Annotated in this window: 16 protein-coding genes and 3 pseudogenes; 6 read left to right on the forward strand and 13 right to left on the reverse strand. The window is 73.1% G+C overall.

The window, feature by feature from the left end; genetic code table 11:
* Window positions 1-32: 32 nt before the first annotated feature.
* The 9 genes and pseudogenes from ACGF8A_RS07080 to ACGF8A_RS07120 form a co-directional block, all read right to left on the reverse strand.
* Window positions 33-1049, reverse strand: coding sequence for a glutamate ABC transporter substrate-binding protein (locus ACGF8A_RS07080; protein ID WP_393105071.1), 1017 nt, complete (start codon window positions 1047-1049; stop codon window positions 33-35).
* Window positions 1050-1063: 14 nt separating this feature from the next.
* Complete coding sequence (locus tag ACGF8A_RS07085) at window positions 1064-2512, reverse strand: hypothetical protein (RefSeq protein WP_393105073.1); 1449 nt, start codon at window positions 2510-2512, stop codon at window positions 1064-1066.
* A gap of 192 nt (window positions 2513-2704) precedes the next feature.
* Window positions 2705-3679: an N-acetylglucosamine kinase gene (locus ACGF8A_RS07090; RefSeq protein ID WP_393105075.1), complete on the reverse strand. Its 975-nt coding sequence runs from the start codon at window positions 3677-3679 to the stop codon at window positions 2705-2707.
* On the reverse strand, window positions 3670-4929 hold the full coding sequence (locus ACGF8A_RS07095) for a 6-phospho-beta-glucosidase (protein WP_393105077.1): 1260 nt from the start codon (window positions 4927-4929) through the stop codon (window positions 3670-3672). The genes ACGF8A_RS07090 and ACGF8A_RS07095 overlap by 10 nt, the downstream gene beginning before the upstream one ends.
* An 8-nt stretch (window positions 4930-4937) precedes the next feature.
* Window positions 4938-5363, reverse strand: a pseudogene (locus tag ACGF8A_RS07100) (carbohydrate ABC transporter permease); the annotation flags it as partial.
* 2 nt (window positions 5364-5365) lie between these two features.
* A pseudogene (locus ACGF8A_RS07105) lies at window positions 5366-5494 on the reverse strand (sugar ABC transporter permease); the annotation flags it as partial.
* A 6-nt stretch (window positions 5495-5500) separates the two neighbouring features.
* A pseudogene (locus tag ACGF8A_RS07110) lies at window positions 5501-5798 on the reverse strand (ABC transporter substrate-binding protein); the annotation flags it as partial.
* A gap of 53 nt (window positions 5799-5851) precedes the next feature.
* Window positions 5852-7390: an ROK family protein gene (locus ACGF8A_RS07115; protein ID WP_393105080.1), complete on the reverse strand. Its 1539-nt coding sequence runs from the start codon at window positions 7388-7390 to the stop codon at window positions 5852-5854.
* Between the two features lie 305 nt (window positions 7391-7695).
* Entirely contained in the window at window positions 7696-8808 is a 1113-nt protein-coding gene (locus ACGF8A_RS07120) for a mechanosensitive ion channel family protein (protein WP_393105082.1), read from the reverse strand.
* A gap of 341 nt (window positions 8809-9149) precedes the next feature.
* Between ACGF8A_RS07120 and ACGF8A_RS07125 the strand changes: the two genes are divergently transcribed.
* The 4 genes from ACGF8A_RS07125 to ACGF8A_RS07140 all read left to right on the forward strand — a co-directional run bounded on the left by ACGF8A_RS07125 (window position 9150) and on the right by ACGF8A_RS07140 (window position 13262).
* Complete coding sequence (locus ACGF8A_RS07125; protein WP_393105084.1) at window positions 9150-9686, forward strand: HNH endonuclease; 537 nt, start codon at window positions 9150-9152, stop codon at window positions 9684-9686.
* A gap of 448 nt (window positions 9687-10134) precedes the next feature.
* A complete protein-coding gene (locus ACGF8A_RS07130; protein WP_393105156.1) occupies window positions 10135-10464 on the forward strand; it encodes a hypothetical protein in 330 nt (109 codons plus the stop codon).
* A gap of 309 nt (window positions 10465-10773) precedes the next feature.
* Window positions 10774-12888 (forward strand): 4-alpha-glucanotransferase, encoded by a 2115-nt coding sequence (gene malQ, locus ACGF8A_RS07135; RefSeq protein WP_393105086.1) that lies wholly within the window; start codon window positions 10774-10776, stop codon window positions 12886-12888.
* A 98-nt stretch (window positions 12889-12986) separates the two neighbouring features.
* Window positions 12987-13262 (forward strand): hypothetical protein, encoded by a 276-nt coding sequence (locus ACGF8A_RS07140; RefSeq protein ID WP_393105088.1) that lies wholly within the window; start codon window positions 12987-12989, stop codon window positions 13260-13262.
* Between the two features lie 225 nt (window positions 13263-13487).
* Here ACGF8A_RS07140 and ACGF8A_RS07145 read toward each other — a convergent pair whose 3' ends face one another.
* Complete coding sequence (locus ACGF8A_RS07145; RefSeq protein ID WP_393105090.1) at window positions 13488-14078, reverse strand: TetR family transcriptional regulator; 591 nt, start codon at window positions 14076-14078, stop codon at window positions 13488-13490.
* Between the two features lie 170 nt (window positions 14079-14248).
* Between ACGF8A_RS07145 and ACGF8A_RS07150 the strand changes: the two genes are divergently transcribed.
* Window positions 14249-15727 carry an FAD-dependent monooxygenase gene (locus ACGF8A_RS07150; protein ID WP_393105092.1) on the forward strand — a complete coding sequence of 493 codons (1479 nt, stop codon included), beginning with the start codon at window positions 14249-14251 and terminating at the stop codon, window positions 15725-15727.
* Window positions 15728-15734: 7 nt separating this feature from the next.
* Here the strand turns inward: ACGF8A_RS07150 and ACGF8A_RS07155 are convergent, their stop codons facing one another.
* Together ACGF8A_RS07155 and pepN are read right to left on the reverse strand one after the other, a co-directional pair.
* Window positions 15735-16262, reverse strand: coding sequence for a MarR family winged helix-turn-helix transcriptional regulator (locus tag ACGF8A_RS07155; protein ID WP_393105094.1), 528 nt, complete (start codon window positions 16260-16262; stop codon window positions 15735-15737).
* 324 nt (window positions 16263-16586) lie between these two features.
* Complete coding sequence (pepN, locus tag ACGF8A_RS07160) at window positions 16587-19163, reverse strand: aminopeptidase N (RefSeq protein WP_393105096.1); 2577 nt, start codon at window positions 19161-19163, stop codon at window positions 16587-16589.
* Between the two features lie 112 nt (window positions 19164-19275).
* Between pepN and ACGF8A_RS07165 the strand changes: the two genes are divergently transcribed.
* Window positions 19276-19758 (forward strand): DUF1203 domain-containing protein, encoded by a 483-nt coding sequence (locus ACGF8A_RS07165; RefSeq protein ID WP_393105098.1) that lies wholly within the window; start codon window positions 19276-19278, stop codon window positions 19756-19758.
* A 67-nt stretch (window positions 19759-19825) separates the two neighbouring features.
* On the opposite strand, the gene ACGF8A_RS07170 is transcribed toward ACGF8A_RS07165, so the two are convergent.
* Window positions 19826-20854, reverse strand: coding sequence for an aspartate-semialdehyde dehydrogenase (locus ACGF8A_RS07170; protein ID WP_393105100.1), 1029 nt, complete (start codon window positions 20852-20854; stop codon window positions 19826-19828).
* Window positions 20855-21002: the final 148 nt, after the last annotated feature.

A 21002-nucleotide genomic window follows, 5' to 3' on the forward strand; every position in this document is an offset into this window, starting at 1 on the left:
CTGGTCCGTGCTGCCGCTTCGCTGCCGGACGGTCACCTGTAACGCGGCGCCGGCGGGGTCGCCGACTCCGAGTCCCTACCCAGCGTCGGGGACAGCCACTTGTCGTACGAGGCCTTCCAGCCGCCGTCCGAGCGGTAGTCCGCCAGTATGCGGTTGACCCGGCGTACCAGATCGCCGGCGTCCTTCTTCATCGCCACGCCGTAGTACTCCGTGGTGAACCGGTCGCCCTTCAGCTCCACCGTCGGGTCCTGCGCGGCCTGGCTCGCGGCGAGCGCGCCGTCCGTCACCACCGCGTCCACCTCGCCGAGTTGGAGCCGGACCAGGCAGTCGAGCTGGTTGGGCACGGTGGTGGAGATGTCGGCGGAGGCGGGCAGCTTGCCGGACCTGCGGTCCGCCGCCAGGTTGTCGTACGCCGTCGAACCGGCCGCCGAGCAGATCCGCTTGCCGGCGAGCGTGTCGTCGTAGCCCGTGACCGGTGAGGAGTTGGGCGCGAGGACCTGCTGGCCGGTGAGGAAGTACGGCGCGGAGAAGGCGACCTCCTCCAGCCGGGAGCAGGTGATCGTCATGGTGCGCACCACCATGTCGACCTGGCCGCTGCGGATCGCGGGGATGCGCTGGTTGGTGGGGATGGCCTTGAAGCGGATCCGGTCCGGGTCGCCGAGCAGCTCCTGCGCGATCCGGCGGGCCAGGTCGATGTCGAAGCCCTCCAGCCCGACGTCCCGGGCGGCCGAGTTGGGGTCGCGGTAGCCCCAGCGGTAGCTGTTCTGGTCCACGCCGACCGAGACGTAGCCGCGCTGTTTGACGGCCGCGATCGTGTCGCCCTCGGCGCCGGACGGGGGCAGGCTGCGGTCCTGGGGGTTCTCGCACGTCTCGGCCTTGGCCTGCCGGCCGTCGGCCACGCCGGGGCCGCCGACGCCCGTGCTGCCGTCGCCGTGCGGCCGTGTGTGCGGCAGCAGCAGCGCGAAGGCCACGGCGAGGGCGCAGACGACCGCCATGGCGCCCACGCCGCCCCAGCCCTTCAGGCTGGCCCGCAAACGTCGTGCAGGCATCGTCACGCCCCCTTTCACCGGTACTCCGAAAGCCTGCGGCCGATGCCCAGCAGCGCGCCCGCCGCGCCCAGCACCGCGAGCACGGCCGCGCCGGCCGGCAGCCCGGTCATCGCGTTCCGGCCGGCGCCCGCGGACTGCTCGAACTCCAGCTTCTCGTGCTCCAGGGCAGTCTCCAGGCTGCGGTCGACGCTGTCGAAGCACTCGCCGGTCGGTTCTTCGCTCTTCGCACCGATGATCTTGCTCAGCGCCGCTTGGTAGTCACCCGCGTCGTCGGCGTCCCGGGCCTGCTGGTGCCGCTCCTGCCAGACCTCCATGCTGCCCGCGGCGGTCCGCACGGGCTGCCGGCCCGCCTGGTCGTCGGCGAGGTCCTTCGCGGCGGCGAGATGCGCGGCGAGGTCCTTCATCGACGCCTGGAAGGCCACGTCGAACCTGTCCTTGAACTCGCCGCCCACCTCGACCGTCTCGGCGCCCCGGCTGACCAGTGTGAGGTTCTCGTTGCCGCGTGCCTTCAGAGAGGCGATCCGGGCGTCGTGCAGCACGTTCAGGGAGCGGACGCCGTGGTCGTAGGAGTCGTTCAGGCCGGCGCGGGCCACGCTGTGGCCGACGACCAGCCAGAGCAGCACGGCCGTCGTGGTGGCGGTGGCGGCGACCAGGCCGTGGTTCAGGACCCGGTTCGTCCGGACGAACGAGCGGTGCTGGGCCCAGGCGAGGGCGCCCAGGGCGAGCAGGCCGAGGGCGATCGCCGCCCAGGGGTAGGGCGTCGCGTCCGCGTAGTCGGCGCGCAGCCGCTCGTTCTCCGACTTGTAGAGGTCCTCGGCCGCCGGGAGCATCTCGGTCTGCATCGTGTCGTTGGCGTACCGCAGGTAGGCGCCGCCGAGCGGATAGCCCTGGCGGTTGTTGGCACGGGCGCGCTCGATGAGGCCCTTGTACTCGGGCAGGAGCCGGTTGAGTCTGGTGATCGTCTCCGCCGCACGGGAGTCCGGGTCGGAGTTGCCGGCCGCCAGGACGAGCTTGTCGGCCGCGGTGCGGATGTCCTTCTCGTACCGCTCGCGGGACGCCTTCGTCTCCTGTCCGCCGGCCAGGAAGCCGCTGGAGGCGGCCGTGTTGGCGTCGGCCAGGGAGCGGTAGATGTCGGCCGCGGCGGAGCTGAGGGGCTGGCTGTTGTTCAGCACGTCGTCGGCGGCGGCCGCACGGTCCGTGGCCTGCCAGGCGGACACGGCGCCGAACGCCACGACCAGCAGGGCGAGGAGGGCGCCGATGATGCGCAGCCGCCCCGGCTCCGTGGTCGCGGCCGCGCGCAGCCGCTCCACGCCCTCGGCGAACGCCGTACGGCGTGGGGCGAGGGCGGCCGGCGCCGGTCCGGGCGGGGGGAGTTCGGGCGAGGGCTGCCGGCGTGGCACGGTGGGCTGGGTGGGCACGCCCGGCGCCGGTGGCGCCGCGCTGCCCTTCGGCGGTTGTGTCACTCCTGACCTCCCCCGTGGTCATCCGTCGCCGCAAGTATCGCTGCCGGGACCGACATCCGCACCGGCCTTGCGTGGATCTTGGTGGTTCGCGCGTCCCGCAGCACCCCCCGCCCATGAATACGCCGGTGGAATCGGTTCGGTTCCCGTGGAACCCGGCGACGTGCGTGCCCCTGGCGCGCCCCCTCGCGCCCCTCAGCCCCCGAAGTGGGCCCGCACCCGCTCCCGCACCTCCGCGGCCACCACCCCCAGCCGGTCCAGGCCCAGCAGCGCCGCCCCGAGGACCGGACTCGCCGTCACCACCCGGGGGACCGCCTTCGGAGCCCGTTCCGCCAGCAGGTCGCGGACCCGGTCGTCGAGTTGTGGATGACGCGCCGCCAGTACGCTGCCCCCCAGCAGCACCGGCGTCTCCTCGTCCAGCAGGTCCAGCCGGGACAGGGCGACCGTCGCCATGCTCACGACCTCCTCGGCCTGCCGGTCGACGAGAGCGCGGGCCACCGGGTCGCCGGCGGCTGCGGTGGCGAAGAGGACCGGCGTCAGTTCGTGCCGCCGGAGCAGCGGAACCTGCTCCAGATGGAGCGCCTCGATCAGCGCGTACATGGAGTCGAAGCCGAAGTGCGCGGGCAGGGTCCGCGCCAGCTCGGTCGGCCCGCCGCGCCCGTCCTCCGCGCGGGCCGCGTGGTACAGCGCGTCGTGGGCCAGTCCCCAGCCCCCGCCCCAGTCCCCGGAGATGCGTCCGACCGCCGGGAACCGCGCGGTGCGTCCGTCGGGCCGCATGCCGACGCAGTTGATGCCCGCGCCGCACACCACCGCGACGCCGCGCGGCTCGGTCACCCCGGCCCGCAGGATCGCGAAGGTGTCGTTGCGGACGTCGACGGTCGCGCCCCACGCGCGCGCGTGCAGCGCGTTCGCCAGACGCTCCTCCTCCACGGGGAAGTCGGCGTTGGCGAGGCAGGCCGAGACATGCGCGACGGAGGTGACCCCGGACGCGGCGAAGACCCGCTCCACCGCCTCGGCGACGACGTCCGTGGCCGCCTCGACCCCCACGGTGGGCGGCCGGAACCCGCCGCCGCGCGCGGTGGCGAGCACGCTTCCGTCGGCCGCCACCACCGCGACGTCCGTCTTGCTGTTGCCCGCGTCGACGGCGAGGACACGTGCGGTCAGGCCCACGCGAGGTGCTCCCGGTTGTGTGCGATCAGCTGGTCGGTGAGGGTGCCGGCGTACTCGTACTGGCCGACGAGGGGATGCGCGAGGAGCGCCCGGAAGACCCGCTCCCGGCCGCCGCGCAGCGCCGCGTCCAGAGCCAGGTCCTCGTACGCCGTCACGCTCGCCATCAGTCCCGCGTACAGCGGGTCCACCGTGGCCACCGGCAGCGGCGCCGGGCCCTTGCCCGCGCCCACCGCGGCCTGCACCTCGATCACCGCGTCGTCCGGCAGGAAGGGCAGCGTGCCCCGGTTGTACGTGTTCACCACCTGGTGCGGGCTCCCGGCGCCGCACAGCAGTGCCGCCGCCAGGTCCACGGCCGCCTCCGAGTAGAAGGCGCCGCCCCGCCTGGCCAGCAGCTCCGGCTTCTCGTCGAGTGCCGGATCGCCGTACATCCGCAGCAGCTCCCGCTCCATGGCGGCGACTTCCTCGGCCCGGGACGGCTTGGTGCGCTGCTCGCGCACCACTTCGTCGTGCGCGTAGTAGTAGCGCAGGTAGTACGACGGGAACACGCCCAGGCGGTCCAGCAGTTCGCGCGGCAGGCGCAGGTCCGCGGCGATCGTGTCGCCGTGCTCGGTGAGCAGCTTGGGCAGGACGTCCTCTCCTGCCAGCCGGACGCCGGTCTCCCAGGTGAGGTGGTTGAGGCCCACGTGGTCGAGGTGGACGTCGGCCGGGGCGGCCCCGAGCAGCGCCGCGAACTTCCGTTGCAGGCCGATCGCCACGTTGCACAGCCCGACCGCCTTGTGCCCGGCCTGGAGCAGGGCGCGGGTGACGATGCCGACCGGGTTGGTGAAGTCGATGATCCAGGCGTCCGGGCTGGTGCGCCGTACCCGCTCGGCGATGTCGAGCACCACCGGCACCGTGCGCAGCGCCTTCGCCAGGCCGCCCGCGCCGGTGGTCTCCTGGCCCACGCAGCCGCACTCCAGCGGCCACGTCTCGTCCTGCTGCCGGGCCGCCTGGCCGCCGACGCGCAGCTGGAGCAGCACCGCGTCGGCGCCCTCGACGCCGGCGTCCAGGTCGGCGGTGGTGACCACCCGGCCGGCGTGCCCCTGGCGGGCGAAGATCCGCCGGGCCAGGCCGCCCACCAGCTCCAGGCGGTCGGCCGCGGGGTCGACCAGCACCAGCTCCTCGACGGGCAGGGTGTCCCGCAGGCGGGCGAAGCCGTCGACGAGTTCGGGGGTGTAGGTCGAACCGCCGCCGACCACGGTGAGTTTCATCTGTCCAGTCAACCCTTCACTCCGGTGAGCGTGACGCCCTCGACGAACGCCTTCTGGGCGAAGAAGAACACGAGGATCACAGGGGCCATGACCAGCACGGTCGCGGCCATGGTGAGGTTCCAGTCGGTGTGGTGCGCGCCCTTGAACGACTCCAGGCCGTAGGACAGGGGCCAGGCGCCCGGGTTCTCGGAGGCGTAGATCTGCGGGCCGAAGTAGTCGTTCCACGCGTAGAAGAACTGGAAAAGTGCCACGGCGGCCACGCCCGGTCTGGCCATCGGCAGGACGACCCTGAGCAGCGTCCGCAGTTCCCCGCAGCCGTCCACCCGCGCCGCGTCCAGGTACTCGTCGGGAATGGTCATCAGGAACTGGCGCAGCAGGAAGACGGAGAACGCGTCCCCGAAGGCCATCGGGATCAGCAGCGGCCACAGTGTGCCGTCGCCTCGTACTGCTCCTTCGGCACGTCGGGCAGGGCGGCCATGAAGATGACCATCAGGTCGCCGATGCCTCACAGGGCGAGCAGCGTGAGCGCCGGTTCGGACCAGCCCGGGTCGGCGAACCAGGCGGGGCCCAGGGCGTTGTCGCCGCCCGCGCGCAGAGCCTGGTTGATCTTGTCCTCGGTCATGTTGCCGACGACCTCCACCTCGATGTGCGGGTGGGCCTTCCCGAAGCCGGCGATCAGCGACTTCACGGCCGCGACCTCGGAGGGGGCGCTCCAGGCGTGCCAGAAGGTGAGGGTGATGGCCCGGGAGGGATCGTCGTCCGCGCCGGAGGAGGACTGGCCGGTACACGCGGTCGCGAGGAGGACGGTGACGGCGGACGGCTATGGAGACGGTGACGTGCGTGGCTGCTTTTCGGGACTTTCCGGGCATGGCGAAGCCTCCCAGGACAGGGGACGAGGAAAGGGGCCGGGTCGGGGCGCAGCTCAGCGTGAGGTGTCGAAGACCTCGTCGCGGGTGGTGGCGAGGGCGCTCTCCAGGGCGCCGCGCAGGACGGGATGTTCGCGTACGTCGCCGAGGACGAGCCGGGGCCGCGCGGCCGCCAGCTCGGCCAGCTCGGCCTGCACCAGGGCGCGCAGTGTCTCGCCGCCGGAGGTGAGGGAGGTGCCGCTGAGGACGACGAGCTCGGGGTCGAGGACGGAGACGAGGGAGGCGAGACCGGTGGCGAGGCGTGTGGCGTAGGTGTGCAGGAGGCGGCGGTGGGGGTCGCCGTCGGAGTACGAGCTGTGGGTGCCGGGGGTGCCGGGGGTGCCGGGGGTGCCGGGGGTGCCGGGGGTGCCGGGGGTGCCGGGGGTGCCGGGGGTGCCGGGGGTGCCGGGGGTGCCGTCGGGGTGCGTGCCGGGGGTGCCGTCGGCCGGGGGTGTACGGCGGCCGGAGCCGGCGTCGGCTCGGCCCGTACGGGGGTCGGGGTCCGCGTCGCGGTGCCGTACGCCGCGCCCCGAACCCTCGTCGGCCTGCCGCATGCCCCGCCCGGAGTCCCCGCCGGGCCGCCGCGTACCGCGCCCGAGGTCCCCGCCGACACCGCTCCCCTCGGCGCCGTACCGCTCGGCCGCGCGAGCCAGCAGCGTGGCGGCGGCCTCGGTGTACGGGCCCGAGGGGACGTTCGGGACGCCGAGGTCGCGGGCGAGCGCGGGGAGGGCCTGGGAGCCGGCCAGCTCCTGGTAGCCGCCGCTGTTGGCCTTGGTGACCTGGCGGACCAGGGGCGCGCCCGGGACGGGCAGGAAGCCGACCTCGCCGGCGCCGCCGGTCCAGCCGCGGTGCAGCCGGCCGCCGAGTACGAGGGCGGCGCCGAGGCCGCCCTCGTTCCACAGCAGAACGAAGTCGCCGTGCCCGCGGGCGGCGCCGAGCCGCTGCTCGGCGACGGCGACGAGGTTGACGTCGTTCTCGTACTCCACCGGCATCGGCAGCGCGGCGGCGAGTTCGTCGAGGAGGGTGGGGGAGTGCCAGCCCGGCAGGTGCGAGGCGTAGCGCAGCCGTCCGGTGTTCGGGTCGAAGGCGCCCGGTGTGCCGATGACGAGCCGGTGGACGTCGTCCCGTGCCAGCCCGGCGGCCTTCACGGCGCCGTCGAGTGCGTCGGTGACCTGGCGTACGACGGGCCGGGCAGGCCGCCGGCCGGGGGTGGGGACCTCGTACGTGCCGACCGTGCGGCCCGTGATGTCGGCGACGGCGGCGAGGATGCGCTGGGGGGTGACGTCGAGGCCGGCGGCGTGGGCGGCGGCCGGGTTGACGGCGTAGAGCTGGGCGCTCGGGCCCGGGCGTCCCTCGCTCGTCCCCGTCACCAGCACCAGCCCGGCGGCCTCCAGCCGGGCCAGCAGTTGCGAGGCGGTCGGCTTGGACAGGCCGGTGAGCTTGCCGATCCGGGTGCGGGAGAGCGGGCCGTGCTCCAGGAGCAGGTCCAGGGCGGCACGGTCGTTCATGGCGCGCAGGACGCGGGGGGTGCCCGGGGTACCGGCGGTTCCCGCCATGGGCGCGACACCTGCCTTTCGGCCGCTCGGCTTGGCATCGGGCGAGACGCCCGCCACTGTTAGGAAGGTTTCCTGTCTGCTGGCAGGACCGTAGGCCCGGCGCGAAGGGGCGTCAAGAGCGCACGCCCCGGGCAACGGAGTCGTTACCTGCGGGGCGTGAGGAAGCTGACGGCGCGGTCGCCGGGGAGGCGTGGTGGCCGGGGTGGGGCAGCGGCCGGCCGGGGAAGCGGCTCACCGGGGCCGGCCTCGTCGTCGGTCGCCCGGCGGGCGGCCCCTCACACGAACGAGCGTGCCCGGCCGTTGCGCTACTTCGTCGTGCTCGTCGGCGGCGTGATCGGGGACGCCGCGACCGCCTGCGGAGAGGTGGTGCTCGCGAACGCCGACGGGGCCGACATCCCCGCCGTCGGGTCCGCCGGCGACTCCTCGTGCTGCACGGGCAGGCCGCCGACGATGCGGATGCCCTCCTGGTCGAAGCGCCGCTTGATGCGCCACCGCAGCTCGCGTTCGATCGTGAGGGCCTTGCCCGGCATGGTCCTGGCGGAGACGCGCACGACCATCGAGTCGAGCAGGACGCTGTCCAGGCCGAGGGTCTCGACCGGGCCCCAGAGCATCTCGTTCCAGGGGTCCTCCTTGCTCAGCGCCTCGCCGACCTCGCCGAGCACGGCCTTGACGCGGTCGAGGTCCTCGCAGGGGCGCACGGTGACGTCCACGCCGGCCGTGGCCCAGCCCTGGGAGAGGTTGCCGACCCGCTTGACCTCGCCGTTGCGGACGTACCAGATCTCGCCGTTGTCGCCCCGCAGCTTCGTCACGCGCAGGCCCACCTCGATGACCTCGCCGGACGCGACGCCCGCGTCGATCGAGTCGCCCACGCCGTACTGGTCCTCGAGGATCATGAACACGCCGGACAGGAAGTCCGTGACGAGGTTGCGGGCGCCGAAACCGATCGCCACGCCCGCCACACCCGCGGAGGCCAGCAGCGGCGCCAGATTGATCTGGAACGTGGACAGGACCATCAGGGCGGCCGTACCGAGGATGACGAAGCTCGCCACCGAGCGCAGCACCGAGCCGATCGCCTGGGAGCGCTGACGGCGGCGCTCCACGTTCACCAGCAGGCCGCCGATCGCCGAACCGTCCACCGACTGCGCGGTACGGCTCATGCGGTCCATCAGCTTGGTGATCGCCCGCCGCACGATCACCCGCAGCACCACCGCGATCACCACGATCAGCAGCACCCGCAGCCCGATCGCGAGCCACGTCGACCAGTTCTCCTCCACCCAGCCGGCGGCGTTCGACGCGCCCTGCTGGGCGTCCTGGAGGGAGGGCACGGAGGGTGCCGTCCCGGACGGGGAAGGTGAGGGTGACGGTCCGGCGGCCGGCAGGGCGGGCAGGGACGACACGGCGGGAACCTCCAGGTGCAACGGTCCGCCCCCGGTACGGCGGCCAGGTCCAAGGCCACGAACGGGTCACCGGACGGGCGGAGCAACCACACTATCGGGGCACCGTGTGTGGATCGTTGCGCTGTTCGAGGGAGGAACGATGCCCCCCGGGGATGTACAGATCAGACGAACAGCAGGTGAGGAGAACAGTCCGGCGAGAAGGGGGAGGAAATGGCCGGGAGCCTGGGGAGGAAGCTGATGTGGTCGAAAACACTCCCAGCCCGTTACCGGGACATGGTGGCGCTTTCACCAGGCATGAGGGGAGACTGACTGCAGATCGTCCCGGCGCGAGCCACGCGCCGCCGGCGTACAAGGAGGCATCCGTGCCGCATGTCCTGGTCCTCAACGCGTCGTACGAGCCGCTCGGCGTCGTACCGCTCCGCCGCGCGCTCATCCTCGTCCTCGAGAACAAGGCCGTATGCCTCGAGGAGTCCGGCGCCTATCTGCACAGCGCGACCGTCACAGTCCCCGCACCCAGCGTGGTCCGGCTCAAACGATTCGTCCGGGTTCCCTATCGGGGGCCCGTTCCACTGACCCGCCGCGCGCTCTTCGCCCGCGACGGGGGCCGGTGCATGTACTGCGGTGGCGTCGCAACCAGCGTCGACCACGTCATCCCGCGCAGCCGCGGGGGCAAGCACGTCTGGGACAACGTGGTGGCGTCCTGCCGCCGCTGCAACCACGTGAAGGCCGACCGTCATCTCGGCGAGATCGGCTGGCGGCTGCGCCACAAACCCGCCCCACCCACCGGCCTGGCCTGGCGCATCATCGGGACCGGGCATAGGGACCCGCGCTGGCTGCCGTACTTGCAGCCGTACGGCGCGGACGACGCCATGGCCCGGATCGACGGCATTTCCGCCTGACGATCCGGGCTTTCGCATGTCCCGGGCAGGGTGCCCGAACGGGACCGGGGAGCTTCCCGCCCACCCCGGTCCCGCGGCCGCGCGTGCCGGGAGGTGCCAGGCGTACCTCAGCTCGGGATGGGGCATCGCTTCCGGCGGCACCCGTCCCCGCCGCCACCACGACGAGCGCCGGCGCGACCGCCCGCCGTCCCTGCCGCCGCCGCGCAGCCCTCCTCGCCGTCGCCGGTCCGGTCCGTTCTTTCCATGTCCGCGTCAGGGAGGGGAACGGCCCACCATCGAGGAGAGGAGTGTCACCGACAGTGGCCGTTATGTGTGGATTGCCGGGACCTGGAGAGAGCGTGTGCGCACGGAATGTGATGACAACGACCTTCTTCGCCGTGAGGGCGTCTGGCCTCGCGCTCACTGGGTAGGGCTGCGATGACCCACCCGAACCGACAAGGAGGCTCCCGTGGCCGCATCGGCACACCTGCTGCTGTCCGCCCTCTCCGACGACACGCCCCGCACCGGGGGCGGTGCCCGCTCGAAACGCACCTCCCCGCCCCGGAACACGCACCGCTCCAAACGCACGCCGTTCCCGCGCCAGGCGGTGCAGTCCGCCGACCGGGACCCTGTGAGGGAGCACGCGGGCGACCCGGATCTGGCGCATGTGTGCGTCTTCAGCGCGGAAGGCGCCTGCACCGAGGCCCCCCTGACCAGCGAACCCCCGTTGCCCGACGCCGAGCCCCTCACCAGCGAGCCGCCGCTCGCCGCCCCGGACGCCGACTTCTCGAGGCCGTAGATGACCCGAGCCCGGACGCAGGCCGCGCAGGGCCGTGGAAGACCGCGCCGTGGATGTCGGGGGAGGGGGACCCGTGGATGACCGCGCCGTGGATGTCGGGGGAGGGGGACCCGTGGATGACCGCGCCGTGGATGTCTGGGGAGGGGACCCGTGGATGACCGCGCCGTGGACGCCTCCGGTGGGGGGCCTGCGGGTGATCGCACCGTGGATGCCTGCGGTGGGAGTCCCACCAGTGAGCGCACCGAAGACGTCGGCCGTGTCAGGCCCGCGGGTGACCGCACAGCGGACGTCGGCCGTGCGAGGTCGCCGATGACCGTCCCCCGGCCGGACGAAACCCCCGCGGAGGAGCTGTGCCGGCTTGCCGAGTCGTACGGCGTCGCCCCGTCCTACAGCCCGTCCCCGGGCCGTACGGTCGCCGCCTCGGCCGCCGCGCTCACCCGGACCCTTGCCGCGCTCGGTGTCGACGCGGGCACGCCCGAGGCCACCCGCGCCGCGCTCGCCGCCCGCCGCACGGAACTGCGTGAGCGGCTGCTGCCGCCGACCGTCGTGGGCTGGGGCGGCGCCGCGCCGGACGCTCTCGCCGGGCTGCCCGAGGGCACCCGGCTGCGGGTCGAGACCGAGCAGGGCGAGACCCGCGAGTCCGCCGAGCACCTGCCGCCCGGCGTCCACCGCCTCACCGTCACCGCCCCCGACGGCCGCGCCGCCGACGCCCATCTGATCGCCGCCCCGTCCCGGCTGCCCACACCGGCGGCGCGCTCGTACGGACTGCTGGTCCAGCTCTACTCCCTGCTGTCGAAACGCTCCTGGGGCATGGGCGACCTCGGCGACCTCGGCGAACTCGCCGCCTGGGCCGGGCGTTCCCTCGGCGCCGGGTTCATCCAGGTCAACCCGCTGCACGCGGCCGTGCCCGGTGCGCCCACCGACCCCTCCCCGTACCGCCCCTCCTCCCGCCGCTTCCCCGACCCCGCGCATCTGCGCGTCGAGGCCGTCCCCGAGTACGCCTACGCCGGCGACCGTGAGCGGGTGCGCGCCCTCGCCGAACGGGCCGAACGGCTGCGGGAGGCGGTACTGGAAAAGGGTGCGCTGATCGACCGGGACGCCGTGTGGGAGCTGAAGCGACAGGCGCTGGAGCTGGCGGGCGAGGTCCCCCTCGGCCCCGGCAGGCGCGCCGCCTACTGCGACTACCTCGCCGAACAGGGCGAGGCCCTGGAGGACCACGCCACCTGGTGCGCCCTGGCCGAGGCGCACGGGCCCGAGTGGCACACCTGGCCGGACGGACTGCGGGACCCGCGGTCAGCCGAAACCGCGCGTGCCCGGCGGGAGTTGATGCACCGCGTCGACTTCCACTCCCGGCTCGCCTGGCTCACGGACGCCCAGCTCGTCGCCGCCCAGCGCACCGCGCGGGAGGCGGGGATGCCGGTCGGGATCGTGCACGACCTCGCGGTCGGCGTGCATCCCGGGGGCGCCGACGCCTGGGCGCAGCAGCGGTACTTCGCCGCCGGGATGTCCGTGGGCGCGCCACCGGACGCCTTCAACGCCCGCGGCCAGGACTGGGGCCTGCCGCCCTGGCGCCCGGACCGGCTGGCCGAGTCCGGGTACGCGCCCTTCCGTGGCCTGCTCCGAGGTCTGTTCCGCTACGCGGGCGCGCTCCGCATCGACCATGTCATGGGCCTGTTCCGGCTGTGGTGGGTGCCGGTGGGGCTGCCGCCCACGGAGGGGACGTACGTCCGCTACGACGCCGAGGCCATGCTGGCCGTGCTGGTGCTGGAGGCCTCACGGGCCGGGGCGATGGTGATCGGCGAGGACCTGGGGACCGTGGAGCCGGGCGTCCGTGAGGCTCTGCGCGAGCGGGGGGTGTTCGGCACCTCGGTGCTGTGGTTCGAGCGGGACTGGGCGGGCGACGGCCGCCCCCTGCCGCCGGACAGCTGGCGCGCCGACTGCCTGGCCACCGCCACCACCCACGACCTGCCGCCCACCGCGGCCCGGCTCACCGGCGAGCACGTCGAACTCCGGGACCGGCTCGGCCTCCTCGCCGGCTCGCTGGACGCCGAACGCGCGGCGGCCGCCGCCGACACGGGGGAGTGGCTCGCCCTGCTCACCCGGCTCGGCCTGCTGCGGGGCACGGGCGGAGGCCGGGGAGCGGGAGAGGAGGAGGCCGAGGTCCAGGCCGTCCACCGCTACCTGCTGCGCACGCCGGCCCGGATGATCGGCGTATGGCTGCCGGACGGCGTGGGGGACCGGCGGCCGCAGAACCTGCCCGGGACGTGGGACGAGTATCCGAACTGGCGGCTGCCGATCGCCGACGCGGCGGGCCGGGCGGTGACCCTGGAGCAGCTGGCGTCCTCGGCGCGGCTGCGCTCGCTGATGGAGGTCCTCAGGGCGGAGAGGGACGACGCCGGACGGCGGGACGAGGGGAGCGGGTGAGTCGCGGGGCGCGTCCGGAGGGGCGGCGCCTCCCGGCACGCGCCCGTTACGGCACCCCGGGCGCGCGGCCCTGCCCGGCGTTCGGTACTTTTGGCACCGTGGACAAGAAGAACGCCCTGCGCGCCGGCGCCCTGGCTGCCGGTACGACGCTGATGATGCTGCTCATGTCGTCCCCCGCGCTCGCGCTGACGCGTGACGACGGCGACGACCCCGGCACGGGCCTGAGCGTCATCGAGACGCTGGGCTGGTTCGTGATCGCACCGATCGTGATCTTCGGGGTCATCGCGGGCCTGGTGATGGTGCTGGACAAGTCCCACAAGCAGAGGGACACGACGACCTCCAACATCACGACCAAGGCCGACGCGAAGGCCTGACCACCGGGCTCCGCCGCCCCCCGCGCAGTTCCCAAGGGCGCCGTCCCCGTCGTACGTCCCGTACGTCGACGAGGCCGGCGCCTTCGGCATGCCCGGCCGCCTTGCGCCGGTGCCGGTGCCTGCGCCGGGTCCGGGTCCGGGTCCGGCGGGGCGACGGTGACGGGCGCCGAAGCCGGTCAGCCGGAGCGACGTCGATGCCGGCGGGCGGGCCGTGGCCCGGCGTGCTCAGGGGCTCGGCGCGGTGAGGTAGCGCTGGATGGTGGGCGCCAGCCAGGCCACGATCTCCGGGCGCACGAGCGCCGTCGCGGGGGGAATCCGCAGGACGTAACGGGTGAGCGCCAGCCCGAGCAACTGCATCGCGCACAGCGCGGCCCGGGTGGGGACCTGCTCGGGATCGGGGCAGATCGAGCGGGCGACCGGCAGCAACTGCTCCCGGAAGATCCCCTGCATCCGCTCGGCCCCGGCCTGATTCGTCGTGCCGACGCGCAGCAGGGCGGTCAGTACCTCGTTGTCCTCCCACATGTCGAGAAAGTGCGAGACGAGGGCGCGGCCGACGTCGGAGGTGGGCACCGCCGTCAGGTCGGGGAGCTTCAGATCGATGGCGACAGCGGCCGCGAAGAGGCCCTCCTTGTTGCCGTAGTAGCGCATGACCATCGACGGGTCGATGCTCGCGTCCCTCGCGATGGCCCGGATGGTGGCGCGCTCGTACCCGTCGGCCGCGAAGCGCTCACGGGCGGCGTCGAGGATGGCGGTGCGGGTGGCGTCGGAGCGGCGGGGGGCGGGGGAGGCCGGTGACGCGGACGTGGTGTGCGGCATGCCAACGATTGTAGGCCAACGCCCGTTGACACTCCACCCAGTCCCGCCCTACTGTTGCCAACAAACGTTGACCAACAAGCGTTGACCAACATCTGTTGGCTTCCCGCTTCCCGCTTCCCCCTTCCGGCATCCGGCATCTGACTTCTCGCATCTCGCAATTGGAGGCCACCATGAGCGGCACAGCAGGACCCGCCGAAACCCTCGGCGCCCCCCGGACCCCTGACTCCGTGATCGTCGTCGGCTCCGGCCCCACCGGCCTCCTCCTGGCCGGCGACCTCGCCCACGCCGGCGTCCCCGTCACCGCCCTCGAACGGCGCCCTCACGGCATCAGCAACCTCTCCCGTGCCTTCGGCGTCCACGCCCGCACTCTGGAGCAGCTCGACGCCCGAGGCCTCGCCGACCCGCTGATCGCCACCGGCGGCACCCTCACCGAACTACGCCTCTTCCGCCGTCTCTCCCTCGACCTGAGCACGCTCCCCTCCCGCTTCCCCTACCTGCTCATCACCCCGCAGTACGAGGTGGAGCGCCTGCTGGAGCGGCGGGCACGCGAGCACGGCGCGCGGTTCGCGTACGAGAGCGAGGTCGTCGGCCTGCGTCAGGACAGCACCGGCGTCGACGTGGACGTACGGACTGCGGACGGCACGGTGGTGACCCACCGCGCGGCGTACGTCGTCGGCGCGGACGGCCACCGCAGCGCCGTGCGGGCGGCGATCGGCCTGCCCTTCCCGGGCGTCTCCGTCATCAAGTCCCTCTTCCTGGCGGACGTCAGGCTCGCCGAGAAGCCCGAGACCGTGCTCACGGTCAACGGCGCGGGCGACGCCTTCGCGATGATCGCGAGCTTCGGCGACGGCTGGTACCGCGTCATGGGCTGGAACCGCCGCCATGAGGTCCCCGACGACGCCCCGCTCGACCTCGACGAGGTCAGGGACGTCACGCGCCGCGCCCTGGGCAGCGACTACGGCATGCACGACGCCCGCTGGCTGTCCCGCTTCCACAGCGACGAGCGGCAGGTGCCGCGCTACCGGGCCGGACGGGTCTTCCTCGCCGGTGACGCCGCGCACGTCCACTCCCCGGCCGGTGGGCAGGGCATGAACACCGGTCTCCAGGACGCGGCCAACCTCGGCTGGAAGCTCGCCGCCGCCGTCCACGGCTGGGCGCCGCAGGGGTTGCTGGACACGTACCAGAGCGAGCGTCACCCCGTCGGCAAGGCGGTGCTGCGCAGCAGCGGTGGCCTGGTCCGCCTGGCCCGGGCGCAGAACCCCGTCCTGCGCGCCGCTCGCGCCCTGGTCTCCGCCTTTGCCGGCGCGGCCCGCCCCGCCCGCCGCAAGGCCCTGGCCCAGATCTCCGGCATCGGCTACCGCTACCCCGCCCCCCGCGGCGCCCACCCCCTCACCGGCCGCCGCGCCCCCGACGCGCGCCTCACCACCGGCCGCCTCTACGAGGCCCTGCGCACCGGCCGCTTCCTCCTGATCACCCCGGAGCCCCACGAGCCGGGACCCGCGCCCCGCGCCGACCGCGTGACGGTGAGCCACTGGGAGGGCGCCCGCAGCACGACGCTCCTGGTCCGCCCCGACGGCTACGTCGCCTGGGCGGCCGACTCCGCCGCCCCGGCCATGATCGAGGCAGCGCTGTGCGACCACACCGGCTGAACTCGCCCTAGGGTCGCTCGGTGTGAGCCTCCGCGAGCAAATCCCGCAGCAGGCCGGCCAGTTGACCGGCCTGCTCGTCGGTGAGGGCCGAGAGGGCCGCCGTCTGGACGGCCATGGCGACGCCCATCGCGTCGTCGACGATGCGCAGGCCCGGTTCGGTGAGGGTGACCTGGAGGGCGCGGCGGTCGTGGGGGTCGGGGGAGCGGCGCAGGAGGCCGGCGCGTTCCAGTTTGTCGAGGCGGCCGGTCATGCCGCCGGTGGTCAGCATCAGGGCGGCCGAGAGCCGGCGTGGCGAGAGGGTGTACGACTCGCCGGCGCGGCGCAGCGCGGCGAGGACGTCGAACTCGCCACGTGAGATGCCGAAGCGGGTGAACGCCTTCTCCATCCGGTCGTCCATCGTGCGTGCCAGGCGGTGGAGGCGGCCGAAGACCTCGATCGTCCTGGTGTCCAGGTCGGGGCGTACGGCGACCCACTGATCGACGATGACGTCGACCGGGTCCCCCTGCGCGGCGGAGGGGCCGGAGTCCGAGGTCATGGGGGGAGTATCCGTGCGGGATACGGCGGCCGCAAGGAAATGGCGCGCACGCCGGCCGCGTCGCCGGTGCTGATGGCGCTGGGCGACGCGCGAGCGGCGTACGGCTCGGCGGTCGCGGGGCCGCCGGGCTGCTGATCGCCCGCGCGGGGAGACTCCTGCTGCTGCTGCTGCTGCTGGTGGTGGTGCTGGTGCTGGTGCTGGTGGTGGGCGCGGGCGCCGGGTTCGGGACCGCCTGGACGACCGTCGCGTCGTCGGACGCCCCTGCGAGGGGCGCCCCCCGAGCCGTGCTCGGCGGGCGCCCCGGGCGGTCGGACCGGCAGATGGTTACCCCTGAGCCGCCGCATCCGCGGCCTGCGCCCGCAGCGCTCGTTCGATGCCCGCGCGGGACTCCGACACGAGCCGCCGCAGCGCCGCGCTCGGCTCCGCCGTCGACAGCCACTCGTCCGTCTTCGCGAGGGTCTCCTCAAAGACCTGCACCGCCGGGTACAGCCCGACCGCGATCTGCTGGGCCATCTCGTGCGAGCGGGAGTCCCAGACGGACTTCAGCGCCGCGAAGTACTTGTCGGTGTACGGCGCGAGCAGCTCCCGCTGGTCCGTCTGCACGAAGCCCCCGATGACCGCTTCCTGCACGGCGTTCGGCAGCTTGTCGGACTCGACGACCGAGGCCCAGGCCTCCGCCTTCGCCTCCTGCGTGGGCCGGGCGGCCCGGGCGGTGCCGGCGTGGCGTTCGCCGGCCGCCGTCCGGTCACGCTCGTACTCGCCGGCGATCTCCGCTTCGTCGAAGCGGCCGACGGCCGCGAGCCGCTGGACGAACGCCCAGCGCAGCTCCGTGTCCACGACCAGCCCCTGCACGGTCTGCGAGCCGTCCAGCAGCGCCTCCAGCAGGTCCAGCTGCTCCGGCGTCCGCGCGGTGGCCGCGAAGGCGCGCGCCCAGGCGAGCTGGTGGTCGCTGCCCGCGTCGGCGGCGCGCAGGTGCGCCAGCGTGGCGTCCGTCCAGCGGGCCAGCAGCGTCTCGCGGGCGGCCGGGTCGGCGTACAGGTCGATCGCCAGCTTCACCTGCCGCTGCAGCGACTGCACCACGCCGATGTCCGACTCCTTGCCGATGCCGGAGAGGACGAGGGAGAGGTAGTCACGGGTGGCGAGCTCCGCGTCCCGGGTCATGTCCCAGGCCGACGCCCAGCACAGCGCCCTCGGCAGCGACGACTCGAAGTCGCCGAGGTGCTCGGTGACGAAGGCCAGCGACTGCTCGTCGAGGCGGACCTTCGCGTACGACAGGTCGTCGTCGTTCAGCAGGACGACGTCCGGGCGCTGCCGCCCCACCAGCTGCGGTACGGCCGTCAGTTCGCCGTCCACGTCCAGCTCGACGCGCTCCTGGCGCACCAGCTTCCCCGCCTCGTCGTCCATCGTGTACAGGCCGACCGCGATCCGGTGCGGGCGCAGTGTCGGCTCGCCCTTCGCGCCCGTGGGCAGCGCGGGCGCCTCCTGGCGGATCGCGAAGGAGGTGATGGCACCGTCCGCGTCCGTCCCGATCTCGGGGCGCAGCACGTTGATCCCGGCCGTCTCCAGCCACAGCTTCGACCAGGTCTTCAGGTCCCGTCCGGAGGTCTCCTCCAGGGCGGTCAGCAGGTCGCTGAGGCGGGTGTTGCCGTACGCGTGCCGCTTGAAGTAGGCCTGCACACCGCGGAAGAACTCGTCCTCACCGACGTAGGCGACGAGCTGCTTCAGCACGGAGGCGCCCTTGGCGTACGTGATGCCGTCGAAGTTGACGAGCACGTCGTCCAGGTCGTTGATCTCCGCCATGATCGGGTGCGTGGACGGCAGCTGGTCCTGGCGGTAGGCCCAGGTCTTCATGGAGTTGGCGAAGGTCGTCCACGCGTGCGGCCAGCGCGAACCGGGCGCGGCGGCCTGGCAGGCGATGGACGTGTAGGTGGCGAACGACTCGTTCAGCCACAGGTCGTTCCACCACTCCATGGTGACCAGGTCGCCGAACCACATGTGGGCCAGCTCGTGCAGGATGGTCTCGGCGCGCATCTCGTACGCCGCGTCCGTCACCTTCGAACGGAAGACGTACTGGTCGCGGATGGTCACCGCGCCCGCGTTCTCCATCGCGCCGGCGTTGAACTCCGGCACGAACAGCTGGTCGTACTTCTCGAACGGGTACGCGTAGTCGAACTTCTCCTGGAACCAGTCGAAGCCCTGCCGGGTCACCTCGAAGATCGCGTCCGAGTCGAGGTACTCGGCGAGGGAGGGCCGGCAGTAGATGCCGAGCGGGACGGACCGGCCGTCCTTCTCGTACACGCTGTGCACGCTGTGGTACGGGCCGACGATCAGCGCCGTGATGTACGTCGAGATGCGCGGCGTCGGCTCGAAGACCCAGACGCTGTCCTGCGGCTCGGGCGTGGGCGAGTTGGAGATGACGGTCCAGCCCTCGGGCGCACGCACGGAGAACTGGAAGGTCGCCTTCAGATCCGGCTGCTCGAAGGACGCGAACACCCGGCGGGCGTCCGGCACCTCGAACTGGGTGTAGAGGTAGGCCTGGTCGTCGACCGGGTCGACGAACTTGTGCAGACCCTCACCGGTGTTGGTGTACGCGCAGTCGGCGGCGACGCGCAGTACGTTCCGGCCCTGGAGCAGGCCGGCCAGGGCGATCCGGGAGTCCTTGAAGACCGCGCCGGGGTCGAGCGGGTCGCCGTTGAGAGTGATCTCGTGGACCGTCGGCGCCACCAGGTCGATGAAGGACTCGGCACCGTTCTCGGCGACATCGAAGCGCACCGTGGTCACGGACCGGAAGGTGTCGCCCTCCTGCGCCCCGGACAGGTCGAGCTCGATCTCGTACGAGTCAACGGTGAGCAGCTTCGCCCGCTGCTGCGCCTCTTCGCGAGTCAGGTTTGTGCCAGGCACGCGGTCATCTCCTCGTTATGTGTCGGTTCCGCCATCCTTCCACGCGACCTGCGCGGATGGCGATGTCCGTTCACCGCCGGTGGGCGCGGCCGGGGCGCGCGAACCTGGGCCCATGACGACGTACTTTGCACGAGCCATCGAAGCGCCGGTCCTGAGGCAGTTGCGTGCCGTCGACGACGCGGGACGCGAGACGGCTGCCGTGTCGGACGAGGCGGGCGGGGCGCCGCTGCGCTGCTGCCTGCGCCGCAGCGCCCCCGGCGAGGACATCGCCCTGGTCTCGTACGCGCCGCTGCGCCGCTGGGCCAGGGAGACGGGCGCCGAGCCAGGGCCGTACGACGAACAAGGCCCCGTCTTCATCCATGCGGGGGAATGCGCGGGGCCGCGCGGCGGCGACGCCCTCCCCTTCACGAACGCGCATCGCACGCTGCGCCGCTACTCGGCCGAGGGCCGCATCCTGGGCGGCCGTCTGGTCGAGGACGACTTCGAGGCGGCGCTCACGGACGCGTTCGACGACCCGGAGGTGGCACTCGTCCACGTCCGGGCCGTCGAGTACGGCTGTTTCCTCTACGAGGTCCGCGAGGACCAGGCGGGGTAGCGGTCGGACGGCGGTCACGACGGCGCCGACGATCGACGCCACCCGTGCCCCCGCACCTCCGGTGCGCTCAGCCGGCCGCCCTGGCGGACAGCTCCGCCGCCACCAGTTCCGCGATCTGCACCGCGTTCAGCGCCGCGCCCTTGCGGAGGTTGTCGTTGGAGACGAACAGGGCGAGGCCGTGGTCCACGGTCTCGTCCTGGCGGACGCGGCCGACGTACGAGGGGTCCTGACCGGCCGCCTGGAGCGGGGTCGGGACCTCGGTCAGGGCCACGCCGGGGGCGCCGGCCAGCAGCTCCTTGGCGCGCTCGACGCTGATCGGCCGGGCGAAACGGGCGTTGACCTGGAGCGAGTGACCGGTGAAGACCGGCACGCGGACACAGGTGCCGGAGACCTTCAGGCCGGGGATTTCCAGGATCTTGCGGGACTCGTGGCGGAGCTTCTGCTCCTCGTCGGTCTCGTTCAGGCCGTCGTCCACCACCGAGCCGGCCATCGGCAGCACGTTGTACGCGATCGGCGCGACGTACTTGGCAGGCGCCGGGAACTGGGCCGCCGAGCCGTCGTGCGTCAGCTTCGGCGCGTCCTCGCCGACCTTCTCGACCTGCTCGAACAGCTCGTCCACACCGGCGAGACCGGAGCCGGACACCGCCTGGTAGGTGGCGACGACGAGGGCTTCGAGGCCCGCCTCCTCGTGCAGCGGCTTCAGCACCGGCATCGCGGCCATGGTCGTGCAGTTCGGGTTGGCGATGATGCCCTTGGGGCGGCTCGCGATCGCGTGCGGGTTCACCTCGGACACCACCAGGGGCACGTCCGGGTCCCGGCGCCACGCGGAGGAGTTGTCGATCACGACCGGGCCCTGCCCGGCGACCTTCTCGGCCAGCGCCTTGGAGGTCGAGCCGCCCGCGGAGAACAGGACGATGTCCAGGCCGGTGTAGTCGGCCGTGGCCGCGTCCTCCACGGTCACGCCGTCCAGGACCGTGCCCGCCGAGCGGGCCGAGGCGAACAGCCGCAGCTGCGTCACCGGAAAGTCGCGTTCCGTGAGGATTCTGCGCATGACCGTGCCGACCTGACCGGTGGCTCCGACGATTCCGACCCTCACGGCGACTCCTTTGCGTGGTGTGCGAGCGCCCCGTCCCTGACCGGGGCCTTTCCATCATGCGGGGCACCTGGGCCCCTGTGTCCAATCTTTTGGGCTTGTGCCCGCCTGGTGGGACGGGGCCTCTATGACCTACGCCACTGATGGCTGC

This window comes from Streptomyces sp. NPDC047706 (assembly GCF_043204795.1).
GTDB lineage: Bacteria > Actinomycetota > Actinomycetes > Streptomycetales > Streptomycetaceae > Streptomyces.